Source organism: Stenotrophomonas rhizophila (assembly GCF_003651185.1).
GTDB classification, from domain to species: Bacteria; Pseudomonadota; Gammaproteobacteria; order Xanthomonadales; family Xanthomonadaceae; genus Stenotrophomonas; species Stenotrophomonas maltophilia_Z.
Genome location: NZ_RCDC01000004.1, coordinates 1,159,142 through 1,180,156, shown reverse-complemented (window position 1 = coordinate 1,180,156; position 21,015 = coordinate 1,159,142). Strand labels below are relative to the sequence as shown.

General features: G+C 66.3%; 20 protein-coding genes and 2 tRNA genes. 9 read left to right on the top strand and 13 right to left on the bottom strand.

The window, feature by feature from the left end; all coding sequences use genetic code 11:
• Positions 1-38 precede the first annotated feature (38 nt).
• Positions 39-713 (top strand): response regulator transcription factor, encoded by a 675-nt coding sequence (locus BCL79_RS05305; RefSeq protein WP_121038329.1) that lies wholly within the window; start codon positions 39-41, stop codon positions 711-713.
• On the top strand, positions 710-2,074 hold the full coding sequence (locus BCL79_RS05300; RefSeq protein ID WP_121038326.1) for a sensor histidine kinase: 1,365 nt from the start codon (positions 710-712) through the stop codon (positions 2,072-2,074). Before BCL79_RS05305 ends, BCL79_RS05300 begins: the two co-directional genes overlap by 4 nt.
• Positions 2,075-2,115: 41 nt before the next feature.
• Here BCL79_RS05300 and BCL79_RS05295 read toward each other — a convergent pair whose 3' ends face one another.
• On the bottom strand, positions 2,116-2,382 hold the full coding sequence (locus tag BCL79_RS05295) for a peptidase (protein WP_121038323.1): 267 nt from the start codon (positions 2,380-2,382) through the stop codon (positions 2,116-2,118).
• A gap of 265 nt (positions 2,383-2,647) precedes the next feature.
• On the opposite strand from BCL79_RS05295, the gene BCL79_RS05290 reads away from it, so the two are divergent.
• From BCL79_RS05290 to BCL79_RS05280, 3 genes are all read left to right on the top strand, one after another.
• The gene (locus BCL79_RS05290) at positions 2,648-3,706 is read left to right on the top strand and encodes a linear amide C-N hydrolase (protein WP_121038320.1); all 1,059 of its coding nucleotides are present in this window, start codon (positions 2,648-2,650) and stop codon (positions 3,704-3,706) included.
• Between the two features lie 118 nt (positions 3,707-3,824).
• On the top strand, positions 3,825-4,028 hold the full coding sequence (locus tag BCL79_RS05285; protein ID WP_121038317.1) for a hypothetical protein: 204 nt from the start codon (positions 3,825-3,827) through the stop codon (positions 4,026-4,028).
• 167 nt (positions 4,029-4,195) lie between these two features.
• Positions 4,196-4,753, top strand: coding sequence for a DUF3011 domain-containing protein (locus BCL79_RS05280; protein WP_121038314.1), 558 nt, complete (start codon positions 4,196-4,198; stop codon positions 4,751-4,753).
• Between the two features lie 117 nt (positions 4,754-4,870).
• Here BCL79_RS05280 and dxs read toward each other — a convergent pair whose 3' ends face one another.
• From dxs to BCL79_RS05235, 9 genes are all read right to left on the bottom strand, one after another.
• Positions 4,871-6,781 carry a 1-deoxy-D-xylulose-5-phosphate synthase gene (gene dxs / locus BCL79_RS05275; protein WP_121038311.1) on the bottom strand — a complete coding sequence of 637 codons (1,911 nt, stop codon included), beginning with the start codon at positions 6,779-6,781 and terminating at the stop codon, positions 4,871-4,873.
• A 116-nt stretch (positions 6,782-6,897) separates the two neighbouring features.
• Positions 6,898-7,557, bottom strand: coding sequence for an HNH endonuclease (locus BCL79_RS05270; RefSeq protein ID WP_088432555.1), 660 nt, complete (start codon positions 7,555-7,557; stop codon positions 6,898-6,900).
• Positions 7,558-7,833: 276 nt separating this feature from the next.
• Positions 7,834-9,627: an acyl-CoA dehydrogenase C-terminal domain-containing protein gene (locus BCL79_RS05265; protein WP_121038308.1), complete on the bottom strand. Its 1,794-nt coding sequence runs from the start codon at positions 9,625-9,627 to the stop codon at positions 7,834-7,836.
• 47 nt (positions 9,628-9,674) lie between these two features.
• On the bottom strand, positions 9,675-10,160 hold the full coding sequence (locus BCL79_RS05260) for an LEA type 2 family protein (protein ID WP_121038305.1): 486 nt from the start codon (positions 10,158-10,160) through the stop codon (positions 9,675-9,677).
• A 171-nt stretch (positions 10,161-10,331) separates the two neighbouring features.
• Entirely contained in the window at positions 10,332-10,871 is a 540-nt protein-coding gene (locus BCL79_RS05255; protein WP_121038302.1) for a lipocalin family protein, read from the bottom strand.
• 123 nt (positions 10,872-10,994) lie between these two features.
• Positions 10,995-11,711, bottom strand: a complete 717-nt coding sequence (locus BCL79_RS05250; RefSeq protein WP_259462106.1) for a hypothetical protein — start codon at positions 11,709-11,711, stop codon at positions 10,995-10,997.
• Positions 11,712-11,837: 126 nt separating this feature from the next.
• The gene (locus BCL79_RS05245) at positions 11,838-12,362 is read right to left on the bottom strand and encodes a hypothetical protein (protein WP_121038299.1); all 525 of its coding nucleotides are present in this window, start codon (positions 12,360-12,362) and stop codon (positions 11,838-11,840) included.
• 107 nt (positions 12,363-12,469) lie between these two features.
• A tRNA-Phe gene (locus tag BCL79_RS05240) sits at positions 12,470-12,545 on the bottom strand.
• A gap of 203 nt (positions 12,546-12,748) precedes the next feature.
• Positions 12,749-13,930, bottom strand: coding sequence for a YbfB/YjiJ family MFS transporter (locus BCL79_RS05235; RefSeq protein ID WP_121038296.1), 1,182 nt, complete (start codon positions 13,928-13,930; stop codon positions 12,749-12,751).
• A 93-nt stretch (positions 13,931-14,023) separates the two neighbouring features.
• On the opposite strand from BCL79_RS05235, the gene BCL79_RS05230 reads away from it, so the two are divergent.
• Positions 14,024-14,830 carry an AraC family transcriptional regulator gene (locus tag BCL79_RS05230; RefSeq protein ID WP_121038293.1) on the top strand — a complete coding sequence of 269 codons (807 nt, stop codon included), beginning with the start codon at positions 14,024-14,026 and terminating at the stop codon, positions 14,828-14,830.
• Here BCL79_RS05230 and BCL79_RS05225 read toward each other — a convergent pair.
• A complete protein-coding gene (locus BCL79_RS05225) occupies positions 14,820-15,209 on the bottom strand; it encodes a hypothetical protein (protein WP_121038291.1) in 390 nt (129 codons plus the stop codon). The two genes, BCL79_RS05230 and BCL79_RS05225, sit on opposite strands and share 11 nt — an antisense overlap.
• 226 nt (positions 15,210-15,435) lie before the next feature.
• Between BCL79_RS05225 and BCL79_RS05220 the strand changes: the two genes are divergently transcribed.
• Positions 15,436-16,458 (top strand): NADP-dependent oxidoreductase, encoded by a 1,023-nt coding sequence (locus tag BCL79_RS05220; protein ID WP_183073678.1) that lies wholly within the window; start codon positions 15,436-15,438, stop codon positions 16,456-16,458.
• A 124-nt stretch (positions 16,459-16,582) separates the two neighbouring features.
• Positions 16,583-16,753, top strand: a complete 171-nt coding sequence (locus tag BCL79_RS20275) for a hypothetical protein (RefSeq protein ID WP_183073677.1) — start codon at positions 16,583-16,585, stop codon at positions 16,751-16,753.
• A 70-nt stretch (positions 16,754-16,823) separates the two neighbouring features.
• On the opposite strand, the gene BCL79_RS05215 is transcribed toward BCL79_RS20275, so the two are convergent.
• Both BCL79_RS05215 and BCL79_RS05210 read right to left on the bottom strand, forming a co-directional pair.
• A tRNA-Ala gene (locus tag BCL79_RS05215) sits at positions 16,824-16,899 on the bottom strand.
• A gap of 104 nt (positions 16,900-17,003) precedes the next feature.
• Positions 17,004-18,329 carry an acetamidase/formamidase family protein gene (locus BCL79_RS05210; protein WP_121038285.1) on the bottom strand — a complete coding sequence of 442 codons (1,326 nt, stop codon included), beginning with the start codon at positions 18,327-18,329 and terminating at the stop codon, positions 17,004-17,006.
• Positions 18,330-18,660: 331 nt separating this feature from the next.
• Between BCL79_RS05210 and BCL79_RS05205 the strand changes: the two genes are divergently transcribed.
• Positions 18,661-21,006 carry a TonB-dependent receptor gene (locus tag BCL79_RS05205; protein WP_121038282.1) on the top strand — a complete coding sequence of 782 codons (2,346 nt, stop codon included), beginning with the start codon at positions 18,661-18,663 and terminating at the stop codon, positions 21,004-21,006.
• Positions 21,007-21,015 lie beyond the last annotated feature (9 nt).

Genomic DNA, 21,015 nt, shown 5'->3' with positions numbered 1-21,015 from the left:
TACCATCGCCTCCTTCGTACCCCGCAAGGCACCGCCCCATGCGCCTTCTTCTCCTGGAAGATGATCCGGAAATGGCCAGCGCGATCCAGGTCAGCCTGGCGCGCCACGGCATGGTGATCGACGTGGTCGGCACGATGGCGCAGGCCGATGAAGCCCTCAAGGCCGGCGTCCACCAGATCCTGCTGCTGGACCGGCAGCTGCCCGACGGCGACGGTGCCAGCTTTGTCCGGATCGCGCGTGAGCGCGTGCCGAACCTGCCGGTGATCATGCTGACCGCGCGCGATTCGGTGGCCGATCGGGTCACCGGCCTGGACGTGGGCGCGGATGATTACCTGACCAAGCCGTTCGCGGTCGAAGAGCTGCTTGCGCGCATCCGCGCGATCTCGCGGCGGCCCTCGCAGATCACCCTGCCGGTGTTGTCGCTGGGCCGGCTGCAGTTCGATTTCGTGGCGCGCGAAGCCCGCGTGTCAGAGCTGCTGCTCGCGCTGCCGCGGCGGCAGCTGCTGGTGCTCGAAGCACTGGCACTGCGGCAAGGGCGCACGGTGGGCCGCGCCTCGTTGCTGGAAGCCGTGTACGGCTTTGACGATGCCATCCAATCCAATGCGCTGGATGCGCATGTCTCCAAGCTGCGCAAAGCGCTGCTGGAAGCCGACGCGGGCGTGGAGATCCACGTCATGCGCGGCATCGGGTATCTGCTCAAGGACACGCCGTGAGATTGCTCAAACCCGATTCGCTGGCGTTCAACCTGGTGTGGAAGGTCTGCCTGATCCAGGCGGCCACGATCGCCCTGGCGTTGAGCGCGATGGTGTTGACCTACGGCGACCGCCGTTCGGCCTATATCGACTGGAAGACCAGCGACCAGATCGCATCGGCCATCACCTTCGGTGCCCAGGGACTGGAGGCGGATCTGCCGAAGGTGGCGCTGGCCGTGCCACGGCCGCCGGCGATGTTCTGGTTCGCCGCGGCCGATGAGCGTGGCCGACGCCTGGTGCATGGCGATGTTCCCGTGCAGTACCGTCAGTTGGTGGCACGGCTGGATCAGATCGAGCAGACCGACATCCGTACCCGCATCAATGCCGATGCGCTTGCCGTGCGCGTGGTGGTCGTTGTTCGGCCGGAAGGGCGGTTGCACGTGGCGGTAGGCGGCATTCCCGAACGCAGCATCGTGCGGCAGCTGCTGTTGATCTTCCGCTACCTGGGCGGCTGGATCGCGTTGCCGGTGCTGGTGATCACGCTGGTGGTGGCGCCATGGGTGATCCATCGCGCGCTGCGCGGGGTCAACCGCGTGGCGGCGCAGGCCGCAGCGATCCAGGTCAACGAGCGCGGCAGCGGCCTGGATACGCGTGCCGTGCCGCTGGAGATCTATCCGCTGGTGGACGCCTTCAACGCGGCCGTGCGCCGCATCGGTGAAAGCTACGATGCGCAGGATCGCTTCCTCGCCGGTGCCGCGCATGAGCTGCGCATGCCGATCGCGATCCTCGCCACGCGCCTGGCCGATCTGCCGCCCGGCGATGCGCGTTCGCGCCTGCAGCTGGACCTGAGCCGGCTGAGCAACATCGCCGAGCAGCTGCTGGATCTGCAGCGGCTGGACCGGCATGGCAGCCAGTCCCAGCGTATCGACCTGTCCGCGTTGACCCGCGACGTGGCCGCCGATGTCGCACCACTGGTGGTGGATGCCGGCTACGGCTTTTCGGTGGATGCACCGGATCAGCCGATCTGGGTTCGCGGGGATCCCCATGCGCTGCACCGGGTCATCGCCAGCCTGCTGCAGAACGCCATCGCCCACGGTGGCGGCCGCGGCATGATCGCCGTGGCACTTCATGATGATGGCGGCCTGTCGGTCAGTGATGAAGGCCCGGGCGTGCCGGAGGCCGAGCGGCTGTCCGTGTTCGAGCCGTTCCACCGATTGCGGCCCAGCGGCAGCGGCAGCGGGCTGGGCCTGCACCTGGCCCGCGAGATCGTGCTGCGTCACGCCGGCACCATCGCCGTGGACAGCGCCCCCGGTGGTGGCGCGCGGTTCCTGGTGGTCCTGCCAGTGGACGCGCGGCCGTTTCCGGGCGCGTCCCCGGCATGACGCCCTGTCCGCCCTGTCCGGTTGCGCCGCCTATGACGAGATCAGCGTGGCGCCGGCGCGGCGCAGTAGGCGGTGATGGCCTCGGCGGTGTTCTCCAACCCGTTTGCATTGGCCAACTCCCACGGACGTTCGCACTGCTGTGTGCGTTCGCACCAACGGTAGCCTGCCGAGCCGATGCACCCATGCGCATCGCGGTCCGAGCCGGGTACGCCTGCCGTGGGCGAGGAGGGTGACGGCGCAGGATGGGCGCAGGCGGTGAGGGCGGCGAGCAGGGGAAGCAGGGGAAGCAGGGCGGCTCGAATGGACATGCAGGCTCCGTAGGCGCTTGAGGTCGCGGGCAGTCTCGCGCCGGGTCCGTCGATGTCACGTGCAGGATGCAGGGTTCACTCCTCCATCACCCGGCGTGGGCTGATATGACGCTGGAGGATTCCGCCGATGCTGCGTTGTAGTCCGTGACCAGCACCGCGGAACGCGATGATGCGTTGAAGCAGGATGCGTGCGACCCGCCTGTGTGGACATCGCGGGTATCAGGTTTGACGCCAGGTTGTCAGCGCCACTGCCAGGAGGCACGTCATGAAAACACTGTTTTCGATCCGTCACATCGCATTCGCTGCGGCGCTCACCTGCGTCTCCGCCCGGGCCGATGCCTGCACCCGCGTGGTGTATCTGGGCGACAATCAGGATGTGATCACGGCCCGCTCGATGGATTGGAAGAGCGATGTGGCCACCAACCTGTGGGTGCTGCCCAAAGGCATCGACCGCGATGGCCAGGCCGGCCCGCGCTCGATCCGCTGGACCTCACGCTACGGCAGCGTGGTCGCCACCGGGTATGACATCTCCACCACCGATGGACTCAACGAAGCGGGGTTGTCAGCCAATCTGTTGTGGCTGGCAGAATCGCAGTACCCGCAGCAACGTGGCAGCAAACCGGGATTGGCGATCTCGTTGTGGGCGCAATACGTGCTCGACAACTTCGCCACCGTTGCCGAGGCCGTCGCCGCGCTGGAGCGCGAGCCGTTTTCGATCGTGACGGACAAGGTGCCGGGCGAGTCCCGGCTGGCCACGCTGCACCTGTCATTGTCCGATGCCAGCGGTGACAGCGCCATCGTGGAATACATCAACGGCAAGCAGGTGATCCATCACGATCGCGCCTATCAGGTGATGACCAACTCGCCGGTGTTCGATCAGCAACTGGCGCTCAATACGTATTGGCAGGAAATCGGTGGCACCGTGATGCTGCCCGGCACCAACCGCTCGGCCGATCGCTTCGCTCGCGCGAAGTTCTACATCAACGCCATTCCCAAAAGCGAGGATCCCGTGGTCGCATTGGCCAGTGTGTTCAGTGTGATCCGCAATGTGTCCGTGCCGTATGGCATCACCACGCCGGGTGAGCCGAACATCTCCTCCACCCGCTGGCGGACCGTGGCCGACCACAAGCGCAAGCTGTATTTCTTTGAATCGGCGATGACGCCCAATACCTTCTGGGTAGACCTCAACAAGGCCGATTTCTCGCGCGGTGCCCCGGTGTTGAAACTGGACCTGGGGCCGGACCAGCGCAACGTGTTCGCGGGCGACGCGCTGCCCCGGTTCCAGCCGGCGGAACCGTTCCGGTTCCTGGGCACCGACGGCTGAGCAAAATCAGACTAATCCGATAACAACGGGCTTCAACCTGCTCTATCGTTCCTGCTGAGGGATGGATCCCTCACGTCGTGAGCTTTTCGCCCAGGCATGCCGCAAAGGAACGATCCGCATGGTGATCAAACTGCAACACATCGAACGCCGCTGGCACGTCGTGCACCCGGCCAAATCCGCACCGATTGCGTTCCGCAGCGGGGCCACCGCCTTCGATTTCGCCGATGCCCTGGCACGCGAGTACCATGCCGAGACCGGCGACAGCAGCGCCGTCCGGGTGCAGGTGCTGGAGACCTACGTGGACGCCGTCCGCTACGGCTGAGCCGGCCATCCAAGGCTGTTCGTGCGGATGTGACCGCCGGCCGCCCGCCCAGTCAGCCACGCGTCGGGTACCTAAATAGGGGATGAAATCAGCGACTTCTGGCCTATGTCGCGGCGCCGGACGATCACCGATCCTGTGCGCCTCCCCCAACACGCAACGAGGATCCCATGTCGAACACCAGCCCTTCCCAGGCCGCCAGACGATTGCGCTGGGCCGTGGTGCCGGCGCTGATGGCGCTGGCCGGCGCTGCCCAGGCGCAGAACTACGACCGCTATGACGACGGTTACAACGGCGGTCCGGTACGCTGCGAATCGATCAAGAACCGCACGCAGCAGTGCGCCTTGCCAGGGCGTGCACGCCTGGTGCGGCAGATCTCCGGCTCGCCCTGCGTTGAAGGCCAGACCTGGGGCCAGGCACGCAACGGCGTGTGGGTGACGCAGGGCTGCCGGGCCGAGTTCATTGCCGAGGGCGGTCGCGGCGGCCGCTGGAATGGCGGTGGGGGCGGCTGGGGCCACAACGGCGGCGGCAACAACGGCCGGGGCCAGATCCTGACCTGCGATTCCAACGACCATCGCCGTCAGCGCTGCGTGGCCAATGTCCGCCGCGAGGCGCGGCTGATCCGCCAGACTTCGCGTAATGCCTGCATCGAAGGGCGGACCTGGGGCTGGGACCGCACCGGCGTCTGGGTGGATGGCGGCTGCCGCGCCCAGTTCCAGATCTACTGATGGCTGGTGCACAGCGCTTGAGCGCCCCCTGAGTGCTCAAACGAACGAGGCCGCGTCGATTGGACGCGGCCTCGCTGTTTTTTGCGGAGCACTCGCCCAAGGGCGGTGGGCAGCGTGTCAGCCTGCCGCGCTGAGCGTCTGGCCGCTCTTGACCAGCATCGGCCAACGCTTGAGCACGGCCTGGCGGATGCCATCGGCATTGATGCCGGCTTCGGCCAGCAGGTCTTCACGGCTGGCATGGTGCTGGAAGCTGTCCGGCAGGCCCAGGTGCAGGAACGGCTTGAGCACGTTCTCGGCATTGAGCAGCTCGGCCACGCCGGAGCCGGCACCGCCGGCGACCACGTTGTCTTCGATGGTGACGAAGCCTTCGTGGCGCTGCGCAAGTTCCAGCAGCAGGGCCCGGTCCAGCGGCTTGATGAAACGCATGTTGACCACGGTCAGGCCCAGTTCGCGGCCGACCTGTTCGGCGGCCGTCACCGTGCTGCCGAACGCGAGCAGGGCGATCCGGCTGCCCTGCAGGCGCAGATCGGCCTTGCCGATCTCCAGCGTGGCCAGATCCGTGCCGGCGGCGATGCCGGTCCCGCTGCCACGCGGGTAGCGCACCGCGGCCGGGCCGGCATAGCGCAGCCCGGTGGTCAGCATCTGGCGGCACTCGGCCTCATCGGACGGCGCCATCACCACCATGTGCGGCACGCAGCGCAGGAAGCTCAAATCCAGGTTGCCGGCATGGGTCGCGCCATCCGGGCCGACCACGCCGGCACGGTCGATCGCGAACAGCACGTCCAGCTCCTGAACGGCCACATCGTGCACCAGCTGGTCGTAGGCGCGCTGCAGGAAGGTCGAGTAGATCGCCACCACCGGCTTGGCGCCCTGGGTGGCCATGCCGGCCGCCAGGGTCACCGCGTGCTGCTCGGCGATGGCCACATCGAAGTAGCGCTCCGGATATTCCTTGCTGAAGCGCACCAGGCCCGAGCCTTCGCGCATCGCCGGGGTGATGCCCATCAGCTTCGGCTCGGCCGCGGCGGCATCGCACAGCCAGTCACTGAAGACGTCGGTATAGGTCGGCTTCTTGGCCCCGCCCTTGGAGACCAGGCCCTTGTCCGGATCGAACGGGCCGACCGCGTGGTACCCGATCTGATCACCTTCGGCGCGCTCGTAGCCCTTGCCCTTGGTGGTCATCACGTGCAGCAGCTTCAGGCCCTTCAGGCTCTTGAGCGTCTTCAGCGTGGCGACCAGCGCCGGCACGTCGTGGCCGTCGATCGGCCCGGTGTAATGGAAGCCCATTTCCTCGAAGAACGTGGACGGCACGAACATGCCCTTCCAGTGCTCTTCCCAGCGCTTGACGAAGCGCGCGGTCGGGTTGTGCTTCTTGTCGCCGAGGATCTTCTTGCCGCCTTCGCGCAGCGCATTGAGCGTGCGGCTGCCGGTGGCGCGGCCGAGCATCTTGGTCAGCCCGCCCACGGCTTCGGAGATCGACATGTTGTTGTCGTTGAGGATCACCAGCAGGTTCGGTTCCTGCTCCATGCCGCCGGCGTGGTTGAGCGCCTCGTAAGCCATGCCGGCGGTCATCGCGCCATCACCAATCACGGCCACGACCTTGCGGTCATCGCCTTCGGCCTGGCGTGCGATCGCCATGCCAAGCGCCGCCGAGATGGAGGTGGAGGAATGGCCGACGCCAAAGGTGTCGTACTCGCTTTCCTCACGCTTGGGGAACGGCGCGACGCCGTCCTTCTGCTTGACCGTGTGGATCTCGTCGCGGCGGCCGGTCAGGATCTTGTGCGGGTAGGTCTGATGACCCACATCCCACACCAGCTGATCGACGGGCGTCTGATAGAGGTAGTGCAGTGCGACGGTCAGTTCGATCACGCCCAGCCCGGCGCCGAAATGGCCGCCACTCTTGCCGACCGACTCAATCAGGTAGGCACGCAGTTCATCCGCGATCGCGGGCAGTTCGGATTCTTCGAACCTGCGCAGGTCATCCGGTGACTGGATGCGCGCAAGGCGGGGATAGCGGGCGGAATCGATCATGTTTATCGCGCTTCTTCTGAGCGCCTATTTTCCCCCCCAAATGAGGGTGGGGCAAGCAAACCGCCTTTTCAGTGAGTAAACGGTGACGGAGGCTGCGACAGAACGTCGCAGCGCGCTCAGGCGCAGAGCTTGGAACGCTTGGGCAACTGCGCCTTCAGGAAGGCCATCTGATCGGCCAGGATGTTGCGGTTGGACAGGATCATGTGTTCGATCCAGCTCGGCCGATAGGGCACGGCGAGCAGCGGCATGCTGGCCTGCTGCGGGGTCCGGTTGCTCTTGCGCGAGTTGCAGTGGAAGCAGGCGCTGACCACGTTCTCCCACACGTCCAGGCCCCCCTTGGACAGCGGCATGACGTGGTCGCGGGTCAGCTGCGGGCGGTTGAACTGTTGCCCGCAGTAAAGGCACAGGTGCGAATCGCGCGCGAACAGCGCGGGATTGGACAGATTCGGGGTGGGGTCGATCGCGCGGGAGCGCGCATGCCCGCGGGCGGCGATGATCGGGTGCAGGTCCAGGCCGCTCTGCAGGCCGGTGGTGCGGCAGATGCCGCCGTGGATGTGCAGGCAGGGGTCGCCCAGGGTCCAGGCGACCGCGCCACGCGCGTAGAGGCAGGAGGCGTCCTGCCAATTGATCCAGTCGAGTACGCGCCCGTGGGCGTCCAGGGCCAATAACCGCACCGATCCGGGCCGATGCAGCGTAACGATCGGCGACACCTCGGCGACCGGGGCGGACGAGGCTCCGGTATCGATCAGACCCAAGCGTGTAGTGTCTGTCTCCATCGGGAAAACAGCTTATACCCGAATCGTTACGAATTGGGTATAGGGGCTTGCGCCCCTACCCGATTCGTAACGATTCGGACAGGCATTCCACCTTGACCCCCCGCCTTCGGCGCGCCCCCTTGAACATCAAGGGGGCTTTTCTCCAGAAGGTGTATCCGGGGTGCCGACCAACGGTCGGCACCTACCGACGATCAGGTATCGGTGTTCCGACTGCCGGTCGGCACCTGCGTGGCAATCAGGTAGCCACCGACCGTTGGTCGGTGGTCTGGCGACCGATCAACCTTCGCCGAAGTGCGCGTCGGTCATGGCCATCAACGGTTCGGCGCCGGACTGGATCGCGGCGGCGTGGCTGAGCGTGCGCGGCAGCACGCGGGCGAAGTAGAAGCGGGCCGTCTCGCGCTTGGCCTGCTTGAACGCGTCGCTCTGCGCGGAGGCCTCGGCGGCGGCGACGCTGCGGGCCCACCAGTAGGCCAGCACCACATAGCCCGAGTAGAACAGGTAATCGAAGCTGGCTGCGCCCAGTTCGTCCGGGTTGGTGGCCGCGCGCTGCAGGGTCGCCATGGTCAGCGTGGCCCATTCGTCGGCCTTGGCGCGCAGCGGGGCAATGAACTCGGCCAGCGCTTCGTTGCCTTCATTGGCCTTGGCGAAGGCCTCGATCTCGGCCAGCATCAGCTTCAGCCCCGCGCCCTGGCTGGAAGCGGTCTTGCGGCCGATCAGGTCCAGCGCCTGGATGCCGGTGGTGCCTTCGTACAGCGTGGTGATGCGCGCATCGCGGGCCAACTGCTCCATGCCGTGCTCGCGGATGTAGCCATGGCCACCGAAGCACTGCAGCGCGTTGTAGGTGTTCTCGATGCCCCATTCGGTCTGGCAGGCCTTGGAGATCGGGGTCAGGAAGCTCACCAGCGTGTCCGCGCGTTCGCGCTCGCCGGCATCCTCGGCGTGGTGGGCGACGTCGATCAGGGTCGCCGCGTGCAGGGCCAGCAGGCGGCTGCCTTCGACCAGCGATTTGATGGTCAGCAGCATGCGCCGCACATCCGGGTGGACCAGAATCGGGTCGGCCGGCTTCTCCGGATTCTTCGCACCGCTCAACGAACGCGACTGCAGGCGCTCGCGGCTGTACTTCAGCGCGTTCTGGTAGGCCCGCTCGGAAAGGCCGATGCCCTGCAGGCCGACGCCCAGGCGCGCGGTGTTCATCATGGTGAACATTGCCTGCAGGCCCTTGTGCGGTTGCCCGACCAGATACCCTTCGGCACCGTCGAAATTCATCACGCAGGTGACCGAGCCCTTGATGCCCATCTTGTGTTCGATCGAGCCGCAGCGCAGCGCATTGCGCTCGCCCACCTTGCCCTCGCGATCGACCTTGAACTTCGGGGTGACGAACAGCGAAATGCCCTTGGCCCCGGCCGGTGCATCCGGCAGCTTGGCCAGCACCAGGTGCACGATGTTCTCGGTGAGGTCGTGCTCGCCGGCGGTGATGAAGATCTTGGTGCCGGTGATCGCGTAGCTGCCATCCGCGTTCGGCTCGGCCTTGGTCTTGAGCAGGCCAAGATCAGTGCCGCAATGCGGTTCGGTCAGGCACATGGTGCCGGTCCAGCGGCCTTCGATCAGCGGCTTGAGGAAGGCGTCCTGCTGCCAGGCCTCGCCATGCTGCTTGAGCGCTTCGATCGCACCGTGCGAGAGCAGCGGGAAGTTGCCCCACGCCAGGTTGGCGGCGTTGATCATTTCGTTGAGCGGCACGCCCAGCGTATGCGGCAGGCCCTGGCCACCCAGTTCCGGTGCCGCGGTCAGACCGGTCCAGCCGCCGTCCACGAACTGGGCGTAGGCCTGCTTGAAGCCCGGCGGGGTGGTGACCTCGCCGGTGGCCTGGTCGAGGACGCAGCCGATCTCATCGCCCACGCTGTTCAACGGCGCCAGCACGCTGGCGCTGAAACGGCCGGCTTCTTCCAGCACGGCATCCACCACATCGGCGGTGGCATCGGTCAGGCCAAGGCGCGCGAACAGCGGCTCGACCTTGAGCACGTCATGCAGGGCGAAACGGATATCGGAAAGCGGGGCGGTGTAGCTGCTCATCGGGGACAGTCTCGATCAGTGGCGAAGGGTGGCGGAAAGCCCGCCGGTCAGCGCAGGACGCCGGGCAGGCCGGGAGCCTGGTTGAGCGTGCTGCGGCTATCAATCTCGAACGTGCGTTGCTTCTTTTCCTGCGGGGTGGCACTTACCGTGCCCTTGAGCGAATAGCCCAGGGTGCGGTTGCCGGCCAGTGCATCGGCCATCACCAGGCGGGCGCCCGAGCTCGGTTTGATGTCCACGTTGACCACATCGGCCGAGACCCCGCCAATGGACAGTGCGGGCTTCAGCTGCAGCTGCCCGGCATCCTCATCGCTCACCTTCAACTGCAGCGCGACGTTGTCGAAGGTCATGGGCATCGAACTGAAGTTCTGCAGGCGCAGCGCAACCGTCCAGCTGCCATCGGCACGCACCGTCAACTCCTGCACGCTGGCGGCCGGCTCGGAAACGCGTTTGACCGTCTTGTTGCAGGCGGTCAGGGCCAGCGAGGCGATGACGATCAGGGCAAGGGCGAGGCGGGGACGGAAGCGGTGGGACATGGCGCAATCCTCAGGCGGGTGTTGCATGGGTACGAGCATACTACGGCGTATGGTGTTCGCGCTGCCTGTGGCAGCGAGATGCAAGGGTAGGGCACCGGGATGACCGGGCCACGTGCTTTTAGTCGTGGGGAGGGCCGGGCCGGCCCGGGCGTGGGGTGAGGCCGGGCCGGGTCAGTCCAGCGGCGCCATCACCCGCAGCGGGGCGAGGTCATAGCCCATCGCCTCGGCGCGGGCCTTGAGCTGCTCGAACAGGGCGGTATCCATGCTCGGCGACCGCGACAGGATCCACAGGTACTTGCGGTCCGGTTCACCGACCACCGCCCATTGGTACTCCGGGTCCAGTGCGATCACCCAGTAGTCGGCCCAGACCAGTGGCACCCAGGACAGCCAGTCCGGCACGAAGCGCACCTGCAACCGGCCCGGTTGACCCTCGACCGGGCGTGCCACGCCATCGGCGGCGACGCGGTCGCCATCGGCTTCGCGGCAGGCGTTGTGCACGCTGATCCGTCCATCGGCACGCAGGCTGTAGGTGGCGGTGATGTCGCCCACGCATTTCTTCTGGAACGAGACCGGCAGGTGCGCGATCTCATGCCATTGGCCGGCATAGCGGTCCATGTCCAGCGTCTCCACCGAGGTCACCGGCGCGGCGGCCCCGGCCGACCCGGAGGCGGCGAGGGCGAGCAGGGCACTGATCAGATAGCGGCTGCGCATTGTCGACACTCCACACAAGACGCAGCGAGCTTAGGCACAGGCTGAGCGGAATTTGTGAATATTCCGTCATGCAGTGGCCGTCCCACGTCGCTGACGTGCGCGTGGCAGCATGCGGCACCCGCGCTACCGACTGTCAGCGGAGAGTTCCCGCGTGGCGTTGCCGCTCTCGTCCAGGAAGCGCACCTTGGCATCTCCAGAGGGCGTGACCACCAACTCAAGCCGCGGCTTTCCTTGACCATCGCGCAGGGTCAGCATGGCATCGCGCGCATCAGACTTGCCAAGGAACACGCGCTCGGTGATCGCAGGAATGCCCTTCCGATGAAGTGCTTCGTCCCGCTCGGAGAAGAACGGGCGGGACAGGCCATCGGCAACATCATTGAAGGTCAGCCCGGCGTAGTGTGTGCCCGCGTCGTCCACGCCCAGCAGCTGCATCTGCTGATCCTGCTGATAGCGATCAAAGGTCAGGCTCATGCCGCTGGAGGGTTTGCCGCTCTTGTCGAGCGAACCGTTGTAGATCAGCCCGCCGTTTTCCGTGCCTTCATCGTTGAAGAACAGCATGCCTGCCATCGGGCGCGGATGAGGTTGCTCCTTGTTGTGAATGACCACGCCAGGAAACAGTGTGCGATTGGAGATCGCCAGCCGCAACGTTCCGTCAGGTTCCTTGATGTTGATGCGCTGCGCATCAATGACATCAAAGCTGGCGCTGCGCTGTGACGTCGCACCCATCATCAACGCGGCCATGGTGAGCAGGCCAGCCGCTGCGCAGCCCAGCGTCAGTCGCCGTTGGTTTCGCTGCAGATGCGCGATCTGCGCCTGCAGCACTTCGATGCCTTCGGACATTCACCTCTCCCTGTGTGTGCGGCCATGGGGACGAACAAGCGCGGCCGCAGACGATCCTGTCCGCCGGGTGAGCATGCCAGCGCGTGGCGATGGACGGCAAGGCGCGCAACGGCCTGCCCGCGGAAATCATCCCTGAGCGGTGTGCCCGCTTTGCAGCGCGCGATGGATCTCCGCCTCGATCATCGCTTCATCGTCGCGTGCGGCCCAGCGGCTGATCGTGACGATCACCGGCACCGCGCCGGCCATGAAGTAGGCAGCAGGCACCACCGCCAGACTGGCCAACAGCGCAGGCGCGAGGTCGTGTGTGTGTTGCCAGTGCTTCACCACCGCCACCAACGGAACGATGAGCAGGCTGACGAACATGCCGATCATCAGGGTGCGGATGAAGGGATGCATCTGGAACGCACCTTCAAGCCGCGTGCCGCGTTCGGTGGGGATGCACTGACCGATGAAATACGGCTTGAAAGAATTGGACACGAACGGGCGCGTCCAGCACAGGCGGATCCGTTGAGCGGAGGCCGTCCCGCGCATTCCGGCGACAGAGAGACGCGGGCCATGCTGGATCGACTGCTTGAGGCGCAGCACGGTCACATCGATCGGGGATGTGCTGTGGAAGGTAACGGGACGTTTGCCGAACAGCGCGGCGAACAAAGCACGAACCATGTGCGGAACCTCCTTCCTTGAACGCTGCGCGATGTGGCGACGCCGCACAACAGACAAAAAAAATGACCTGCATTTCTGCAGGTCATCTGAAATTGTGGTGGCCGGGGACGGAATCGAACCGCCGACACGGGGATTTTCAATCCCCTGCTCTACCAACTGAGCTACCCGGCCACTTCATCGCTGCGTTGCCGCTGGCGAGGACGCGAATAATACGGAGGTATGAGGGGTTCGGCAAGCGTTTCGCGAAAAAAATTTCACATTTGTTTCCAAACCCGTGTCCGCCCACATCCAAGTGCTTGATCCAGCGGGCCCGAGCACATCACACAAGCGCATGAACGTCGGTTCAGGCGGATGCTTTCCGCCGGTGCAGTTGATCAGCCCGTGGTGGATCGTGGGTCGTCGGGAATGCACCACAACAGCACGAAGCCGATCACCATCATGATCGCCGCCAGCACCAATGCGCCCTGGTAGCTGCCGCTGTCGCGCGCCAGCGTGCCGGCGATCGCGGGGGCGATGATCTGGGCGACGCCATAACTCAGCGTCAGCGTCGCCATCGCCTTGGCAGGATTGTGCGGGTAGTGGCGACCGACCACGGTCAGGGTCAGGCTGACGATGCCGGCGAAGGTCAGGCCGAACAGCACGGCGCTGGCCGCGCCGGCCCACAGCCCGCCATCCAGCAAGGGCAATACGAAGGACGTAGCCTGCAACGCATAGGCGAGCATCAATGCACGGATCAGTCCAAGCCGGTTCGAGAGCCGATCCCAGGCAAACGTCGAGGGGATGGCAGTGAGGCCGACCAGGACCCACACCCAACTGCCGTGGCCGGCGAAGGCAGGGGTCTCCACCAGGATGGCGACGATGAAGGTCGCGCTGACCACGAAGCCGACCCCCGCGCAGAAGTACGAGGCGATCAGCAGCCAGCGCCAGCGCCGCCCGGGTGGCGGGGGAGCATTGGCCCCAGTGGCACTGGAGATCGCTGCCGGCGGCGGCATCCATGCCCAGGCCGGGATCAGGAACACCACCGCGAGGGTGCCCAGCGCGATCCACTGCCGGGAGGACGCCAGTTGATCGGCCATCGCCGCAGCCGCCAGGCCCGAGACCGCGATCCCCACCCCGAGGCCGGCGAAGTGCAGGCCGAGCTGTGGGCGGCGCTGATGGGCGAGCAGCCAATGGAGCACCAGCCCGGAGGCGAGCAGCAGGCCGGCGGTGCTGGACAGGCCGGCCACGAAGCGCAGCACGCCCCAGGTGGCCATGTCCGTGGTGGTGCCCATCAGGCCGGTGGATACCACTGCCAGGACCAGTCCGATGCGGTAGAAGCGGAATTTCAGCTGCATGTCGCCGACCCGGGCGACCAGCACAGTGCCGGCCAGGTAGCCCAGATAGTTGAACGTTGCCAGCCAGCCGCCGCCGGCTGCCGTGAGCCCGGCGTCGAGTCGCATCACCGGCAGCAGCGGGGTGTAGGCAAAGCGCGCCAGGCCAACCGTGAGTACCAGCGCGCAGATGCCGGCCGTGATGACCTGCCAGGCGTGGCGGGGAGGCGGGATCAAGAGTGACATGGGTGGGGAGGGCAGCGGGGAGGGCCCATGGTCCGTGGACAGAGGTGACCGCGTCTTTCGATAGAATGACCCATCCTGTCGATGAGGCGTCACATGGCCACGGCGGAACCCACTGCTCCGGGTTGGCGCGAAGTCCTGGTGCCGCCGCTGCGGCGTCTGCCGTGGCCGGTGGTGGCGCGCAGCCAGCGGCTGGAGGCGGGCGAGCGCTTCCCGCCGCACGTGCACGGCTGGAACCAGCTGGTCCACGCCAGCACGGGTGTGCTGCAGGCCAGCGCGGGGCAGGCCCGTCACGTGATCACCCCGCATCAGGCGCTGTGGGTGCCGACGGGCACGCTGCATCACACCGGCGCGTTGAGCACTTCGGCATTCCGCAATCTGTACGTGGATGATGCCCCGGATCTGGGCATGCCCACGCGCTGCGTGGTCCTGGAAGTGTTACCGCTGCTGCGCGAACTGATCATCGAACGCGACCGCACCGTGCCCGATCACGACCGCACCTACTACACCACCTTGTGCACGCTGATCACCGCGCAGTTGCCGCGCCAGCCGCAACACACCCGGCACCTGCCATGGCCGCAGGACGCGCGCCTGCAGCGCTGGTGCCAGGCACTCTACGAGCAGCCGGCCGATACCCGCAGCGTGGAGGACTGGGCACCGTTGCTGGGGGCATCGGCACGGACTCTGGCACGCCATTTCGAACGCGAGACCGGCATGCGCCTGCGCGACTGGCGGTTGCGGCTGCGCCTGCTGCGCGCCATCGAGTGGCTGGCGCAGGGGCGTTCGCCCACGGTAATCGCGCACGAGCTGGGCTATGCCTCGGCATCGGCGTTCAACTACATGTTCCGGATCGAGATGGGCATGAGCCCGCTGCAATGGAAGCGCGCACGCACTACGGCGTGACCGGGCAGGCCAGGCTGACCAGCCGCTCATCCTCGAAGCGTGCACGGATCGTGCCGTTGTCGGCTTTGCCTGCGGGCCACTCCGCTTCGGCGCCCGCACCAGGCAGGGGATTGCCCAAGTGGAAGTACACGCGGCCACGGCTGTCGCCGACCTGCACTTTGTTGCATGCCACGATAGGTGAAGCCATCTCGCCGCAGTCGCCCTGCAGCAGGCACAGGCGCGTGTGGCACTTGCCTGCACCGGACGACCAATGGCCTTGCGCGGCCAGGCAACCGGGCTCGGTCGCCAGGATCGCCCAGCATGCCAAGCCGAACACCGTGGTGGCGGACATCAACACGGGCAGCAGGTAGCGGCGTCGGCTGGAAGAGGGAACGTTCATGACGCGATCATGCGCCTTGGCCTGCGGCGCGGGCAACGGATGATCGGTGCAGCGTATGGATGGAATGCTGTGACGCCATCCAGAGCGTCGGTCGCTGTCGCGCAAAGGCCAGGCCACCTCCGCATCGCGCCGCACCGATGGAACGCTGTTTTGCCCCCCCGTCTGGACGTGCCTGGACGGCGTACTGTCGGGATTCCTTTTTCATCTCCCCCGGAGCGATCCGCTGATGAACGCACTCACCAACAAACGCATCGTGCTCGCTTCGCGCCCGAACGGCGCCCCGGTCGCGGCTAACTTCCGTGTCGAACAGGTGCCGGTTCCCGCGCTGGGCCCAGGCCAGGTGCTGCTGCGCAATCGATACCTGTCCCTGGATCCTTATATGCGCGGTCGCATGGAAGAAGGGCCGTCCTACGCCGCCCCGGTTGCGCTGGATGCAGTGATGGAGGGGCGCACCGTTGCCGAGGTGCTCGCCTCCCACCATCCGGATGTTGCGGCCGGCGAGCATGTCCTGGCACCGGGTAACTGGCAGACGCATGCCGTCATCGACGGCGATCAGCTCAGCCGCAAGCTGGAAGACAACGGCCTGCCGATCAGCACTGCACTGGGCGTGTACGGCATGCCCGGATTCACGGCGTACGTGGGCCTGCAGGAAATCGGCAAGCTGCAGCCGGGCGAAACGCTCGTGGTGGCTGCTGCCAGCGGCCCGGTGGGCGCAACGGTCGGGCAGATCGCCAAGCTGCAGGGTGCGCGCACGGTGGGCATTGCCGGTGGCGAGCAGAAGCGCGCGTATCTGGAAACGCTGGGCTTCGATGTGGCGCTGGATCACCGCGCCGACGATTTCGCTGCGCAGTTGCGTGCGGCGGTGCCCGACGGCATCGATGTCTACTTCGAGAACGTCGGCGGGCATGTGTTCGATGCGGTGGCGCCGTTGCTCAACGACTTCGCACGCATTCCGGTCTGCGGCACTATCGCTACCTACAACGCGCGCGGCGCGGTGCTGCCCGGGCCGGATCGGCTGCCCGGCTTCATGAGCCAGGTGCTGCGCCAGCGCCTGACCGTGCGCGGCTTCATCCAGTCCGATCTGCACGCCTTCTTCCCCGCGTTCCTGCACGACATGGGGCAGTGGCTGAGGGACGGCCGCGTGCAGTATCGCGAGGACATCGTGGCGGGATTGGAGAACGCGCCCGAGGCGTTCTTCGGCCTGCTCAAGGGGCGCAACTTCGGCAAGCTGGTGGTCAAGCTGGAGTGACCGACGCCTCACGCGTGAGCGCGCTGTGTGCGAGGCCGCGCCGATCGTGATTTGTGCATCACGATCGGCTGGTTAGTCTGCCCGGGAAGGCGCCGCCCCGGCGCCCGCACGAGTGAGTAGACCTATGGCTGACACCAAGCCCAGCGAACACGGCAAGCAGGAAGGCATCGAAGAAAGCCAGCAGGACCGCAAGCAGGACGAAACCGCCAAGCAGCGGCCGGGACAGACCGATCAGGCGATCCATGATGCAGGCACGCGCCGGCCGGAGCGCAAGGACAATCCCGAGGGCGCGTAAGCAACCGCGCGCGGGCTGCAGAAACAAGAACGCCCCGGGAACCTGATTCCCGGGGCGTTCTGTTGAATAGTGGTGGAGCCAAGGAGGATCGAACTCCTGACCTCGTCGATGCGAACGACGCGCTCTCCCAGCTGAGCTATGGCCCCACGTATGCTGCTGCTGCGTGGCGTCACCGGCCTCGGCCGTACCCCGCAATGGGCCTAGTCTAGCGCCGACCGGCGGCGCCTGCCAAGTGGGACCTGCGTTGGGTTCAGTGCCTGGCCCGCGCCGTGGCGGGCGCGCGTTCCACCTGCTGCAGCAGGGCTTTGTCCAGTTTGGCCGCCACCCCGACGCTGCGCCCGGCCAGGTTGGCCACCACGAAACTGACCGAACTGCCCAGCACCTGCGCCGTCTCGGACAGGCTCAACCCGTAGTCCTGTTCCAGCCACTGCGCCATCCCGGCGGTGGCCGCGCGCAGGGCATCATCCAGCGAGCCGGCCTGGCCCAGGACCATCAACTGCGTCGCTGATTCCACCCGCGGCGCTGACTGCGCACGGGACTTGATCACCTCCACGCTGAACTCCACGTCCATCGAGGTCTCCAGCGCGTACTGCGAGGTTTCGCCATCGCCCTGCAGCGCGTGCGCATCGCCCAGGTAGAGCAGGGCGCCGGGCTGGGATACCGGCAGATACACGGTGGCGCCCTCGCGGATTTCGTTGAAGTCCATGTTGCCGCCGAAGCGGCCGGTGTCGCCGGTGGAGATCGGCGCGTTGCCAAACCCTGGTGCCACCGCCAGCCCGCCAAGCATCGGCCTGACCGGCACCCAGAAGTCCTTGAGCTTGCCGGTGGCCGCCTCTGGGCGGGCACGGCCGCGTTCGCGGTCCAGGGTCCAGCGCACCGGTTTGTCCAGTGCGGTGGCCTTTGCTGCCAAGGCCGGTGTTAGCGCGCGTCCCACGATGCTGTCCAGACTATCGGCGTAGCCGCGGTTCAAGCGCAGGCGTTTGATGTGGATCGCCAGCACATCGCCGGGCTCGGCCTCCATCACGTAGAACGGCCCCGTCTGCGGATTGCCGAACAGCGCCCGGGTCTGGCCGTTGGCATCCACGCCGCCGGAATCCAGCGTCGTGGTGCGCACGCTGTCGCCCGGCCAGACCGTCAGCACGGGCGCGCGGTGGGGCGAAAACTCATTCGAATAGGAGGTGGGCACGAAGTCATGCTGGCGTGGGCCGCCGGCCGGCCGCTCGGGCAGGCGGCGCGCGCTGAAGGGATGCATCGCGCGTCGCTCGCTGGCGTTGGTGTCGGGATAATCGGCCGTACCGCGCAGGGTCGTGCCGGTCTGCTCGCCACGGAAGCGGTAGGTCGCGCCATCGCTGCCGGTGACGACAAACGCCAGCGTGGTGCCCTGGCGGCTGCCCTGCAGACTATCCCCATCGAAACGCCCCTCCACCGGACCCTGCTGGTCGGGCAGGGTGAGCAGCTGGTAGGCCGGGTTTCCCCACAGGTCGGTGGTGACCAGCCACTGTGCGGGCGGTTCGGCGGCCTGGGCGGCCGAGGCGGACAACAACAGGAGCAGGCAGGCCAGCGGGCGAGAGGACATGCGGGGATCTCGTGGATGACCGGTTCAGTGTTCGCCGCCGCTGCCAGGGCGACAAGTGCCGGGCGACACGTGACCGATGGCCCGGAAAGCATCAAACGCGAACCCCGCCCTTCCGGCGCGCGCCTTGGCCGGGCATAATCCGCGCCAGAAAACGCGGCCGCATAGCCAGTGGACCAGGGGGGCCGGACAGCCGTCGCCCACAACGCCCTGACACCAATCTGCAACATCCAGCCAATACCGTGCCGCATCGCTGTCTCCACAGCGATGCCGATTTCCTATGGTGCCCGGCCATCTGCCGGATGCCCCGATCTGTACTACCCGAGACCTCTGCATGCCCGCTCTACGCCACGCCCCTGTGTCGACGCGTCTTCTCTCCCGTTCCCTCTCCGCTGCCGTGCTGCCGCGCCGCCGCGCGCTGGCGCTGGCCTGCGCCTCCGCTGCGCTGATGCTGTCCGCTGCCGCCTCGGCGCAGGACGCGCAGTCCGCCAGCGCGACCTCGCTGGACACCATCACCGTCACCGCCGACCACCGCGAGCGCAACCTGCAGGAAGTGCCGGTGTCGGTCGGCGTGGTGCAGGGCGAGAAGATCCGTGATTACACCGCTGGCGGCGATGACACCCTGCTGGCCCTGTCGGGCAAGGTGCCGAGCTTCTACGCCGAAACCACCACCGGCCGCATCTTCCCGCGCTTCTACATCCGTGGCCTGGGCAACATCGATTTCTACCTGGGTGCCTCGCAGCCGGTGTCGATCATCCAGGACGACGTGGTGCTTGAACACGTGGTGCTGAAGTCCAACCCGGTCTACGACGTGGACCAGATCGAGGTGCTGCGCGGCCCGCAGGGCACGCTGTTCGGCCGCAACACCACCGCCGGCATCGTCAAGTTCGACACGATCAAGCCGAGCCAGGATTACAGCGGCCGCGTGCAGGCCAGCTATGGCTCCTACGGCAGCGTGGCCATCGATGGCGGCTTCGGCGGCCCGATCAACGACATCGCCTCGTTCCGCGTGTCGGCGCTGTACCAGCACCGCGATGATTACGTCGACAACACCTACAGCGGCCCGAGCGCCGATGGCACGGTCTCGCCGAAGAAGAACGCGATGGGCGGCTTCGACGACCGCAACGTGCGTGCGCAGCTGCTGCTGCAGCCGAGCGACAACTTCTCGCTGCTGGCCTCGGCCCACGCACGCGATTACGACGGCACCTCGACCCTGTTCCTGCGCAGCGCGCTGACCAAGGGTTCCAACACGACCGACGTGCCGCGCGACAAGGTCGCCTACGACGAAGCCGACAACAACCCGCAGGCCTACAAGACCTACGGCGGCTCGGTGAAGGCGATCTACGATTTCGGCAACGTCTCGCTGACCTCGATCACTGCCTACGAGACTACCTCCGGTTACAGCCGCGGTGACACCGACGGCGGCGCCGCGGTGAACTATCCGGTCAATGGCGTGCCGAACGGCTACGGCCAGTCGATGGGCCAGATCCGCGATCTGGACCAGTGGACCCAGGAATTCCGTCTGGCCAACGCCGATGACAACCGCCTGAAGTGGCAGGTCGGCGCGTTCTACTTCGACGGCCGCGACACCACCGATTTCTACCAGCGCGCCTGGTTCCTGCAGGGCAATGCCCGCAACCCGAACAACTGGGTGCGCCTGCGTAACGTCAATACCTCCTGGGCCGGGTTCGGCCAGGTCAGCTATGACGTGACCGACAAGTTCACCCTGACCGCCGGCCTGCGCCAGACCAGGGACGAGAAGAAGACCCGTCTGCTCAAGACCGCCGATACCGCCGCCGGTGCCGTGACCTACAAGGGCCGCACCTACGTGGAAATGTCCGACACCACGCCGAGCTGGGACCTCAGCGCGATGTACGCGTTTAACCCGCAGCTGAGCGTGTATGCGCGCGTGGCCCGCGGCTTCCGCGGCCCGACCATCCAGGGCCGCTCGGCCGTGTTCAATGCCGATTTCACCACGGCGAACTCGGAAACCATCCTGTCCTGGGAAGCGGGCATCAAGAGCAGCCTGTGGGACAACCGCCTGCGCGTGAACGCCGCCGCGTTCACCTACGTGGTCAACGACATCCAGCTCAACGGCAACGATTCGGACGGCAACGGCGTGCTGTTCAACGCCGACAAGGCCAAGGCCTACGGTCTGGAAGCGGACATGGAGCTGCGCCCGATCCCGAACCTGGCCCTGAGCGCCGGTGTCAGCCTGCTGCACAGCGAAATCCAGGACGACCGCGTGTACGCGCAGGTCTGTGCCCTGAATGGCGCCGTGGTCTGCACCGTGAATGACCCGACCATCAAGGTCGGTGCCAACACCTTCGCGCAGATCAACGGCAACCCGCTGCCGAATGCACCGAAGTACAACATCAACCTGGCCGCGCGTTACGACATGCCGGTCAATGACAGCGATGTGTTCTTCATCTCCACCGACTGGAACAAGCAGGGCTACACCAGCTTCGTGCTGTATGACTCGGCCGAGTTCAACGCCAAGGGCAGCTTCGAAGGCGGCCTGAAGCTGGGTTACTCCGCCAACTACGGTGCGTGGGAAGTGGCGCTGTTCGCGCGCAACATCACCAATGAGAAGAACCTCAAGGGTGTGATCGAGAACTACATGGCCGCGGTCTACAACGAACCGCGCACCGTGGGCGTTTCGCTCAACATGAACTGGTAAGTCACGCGA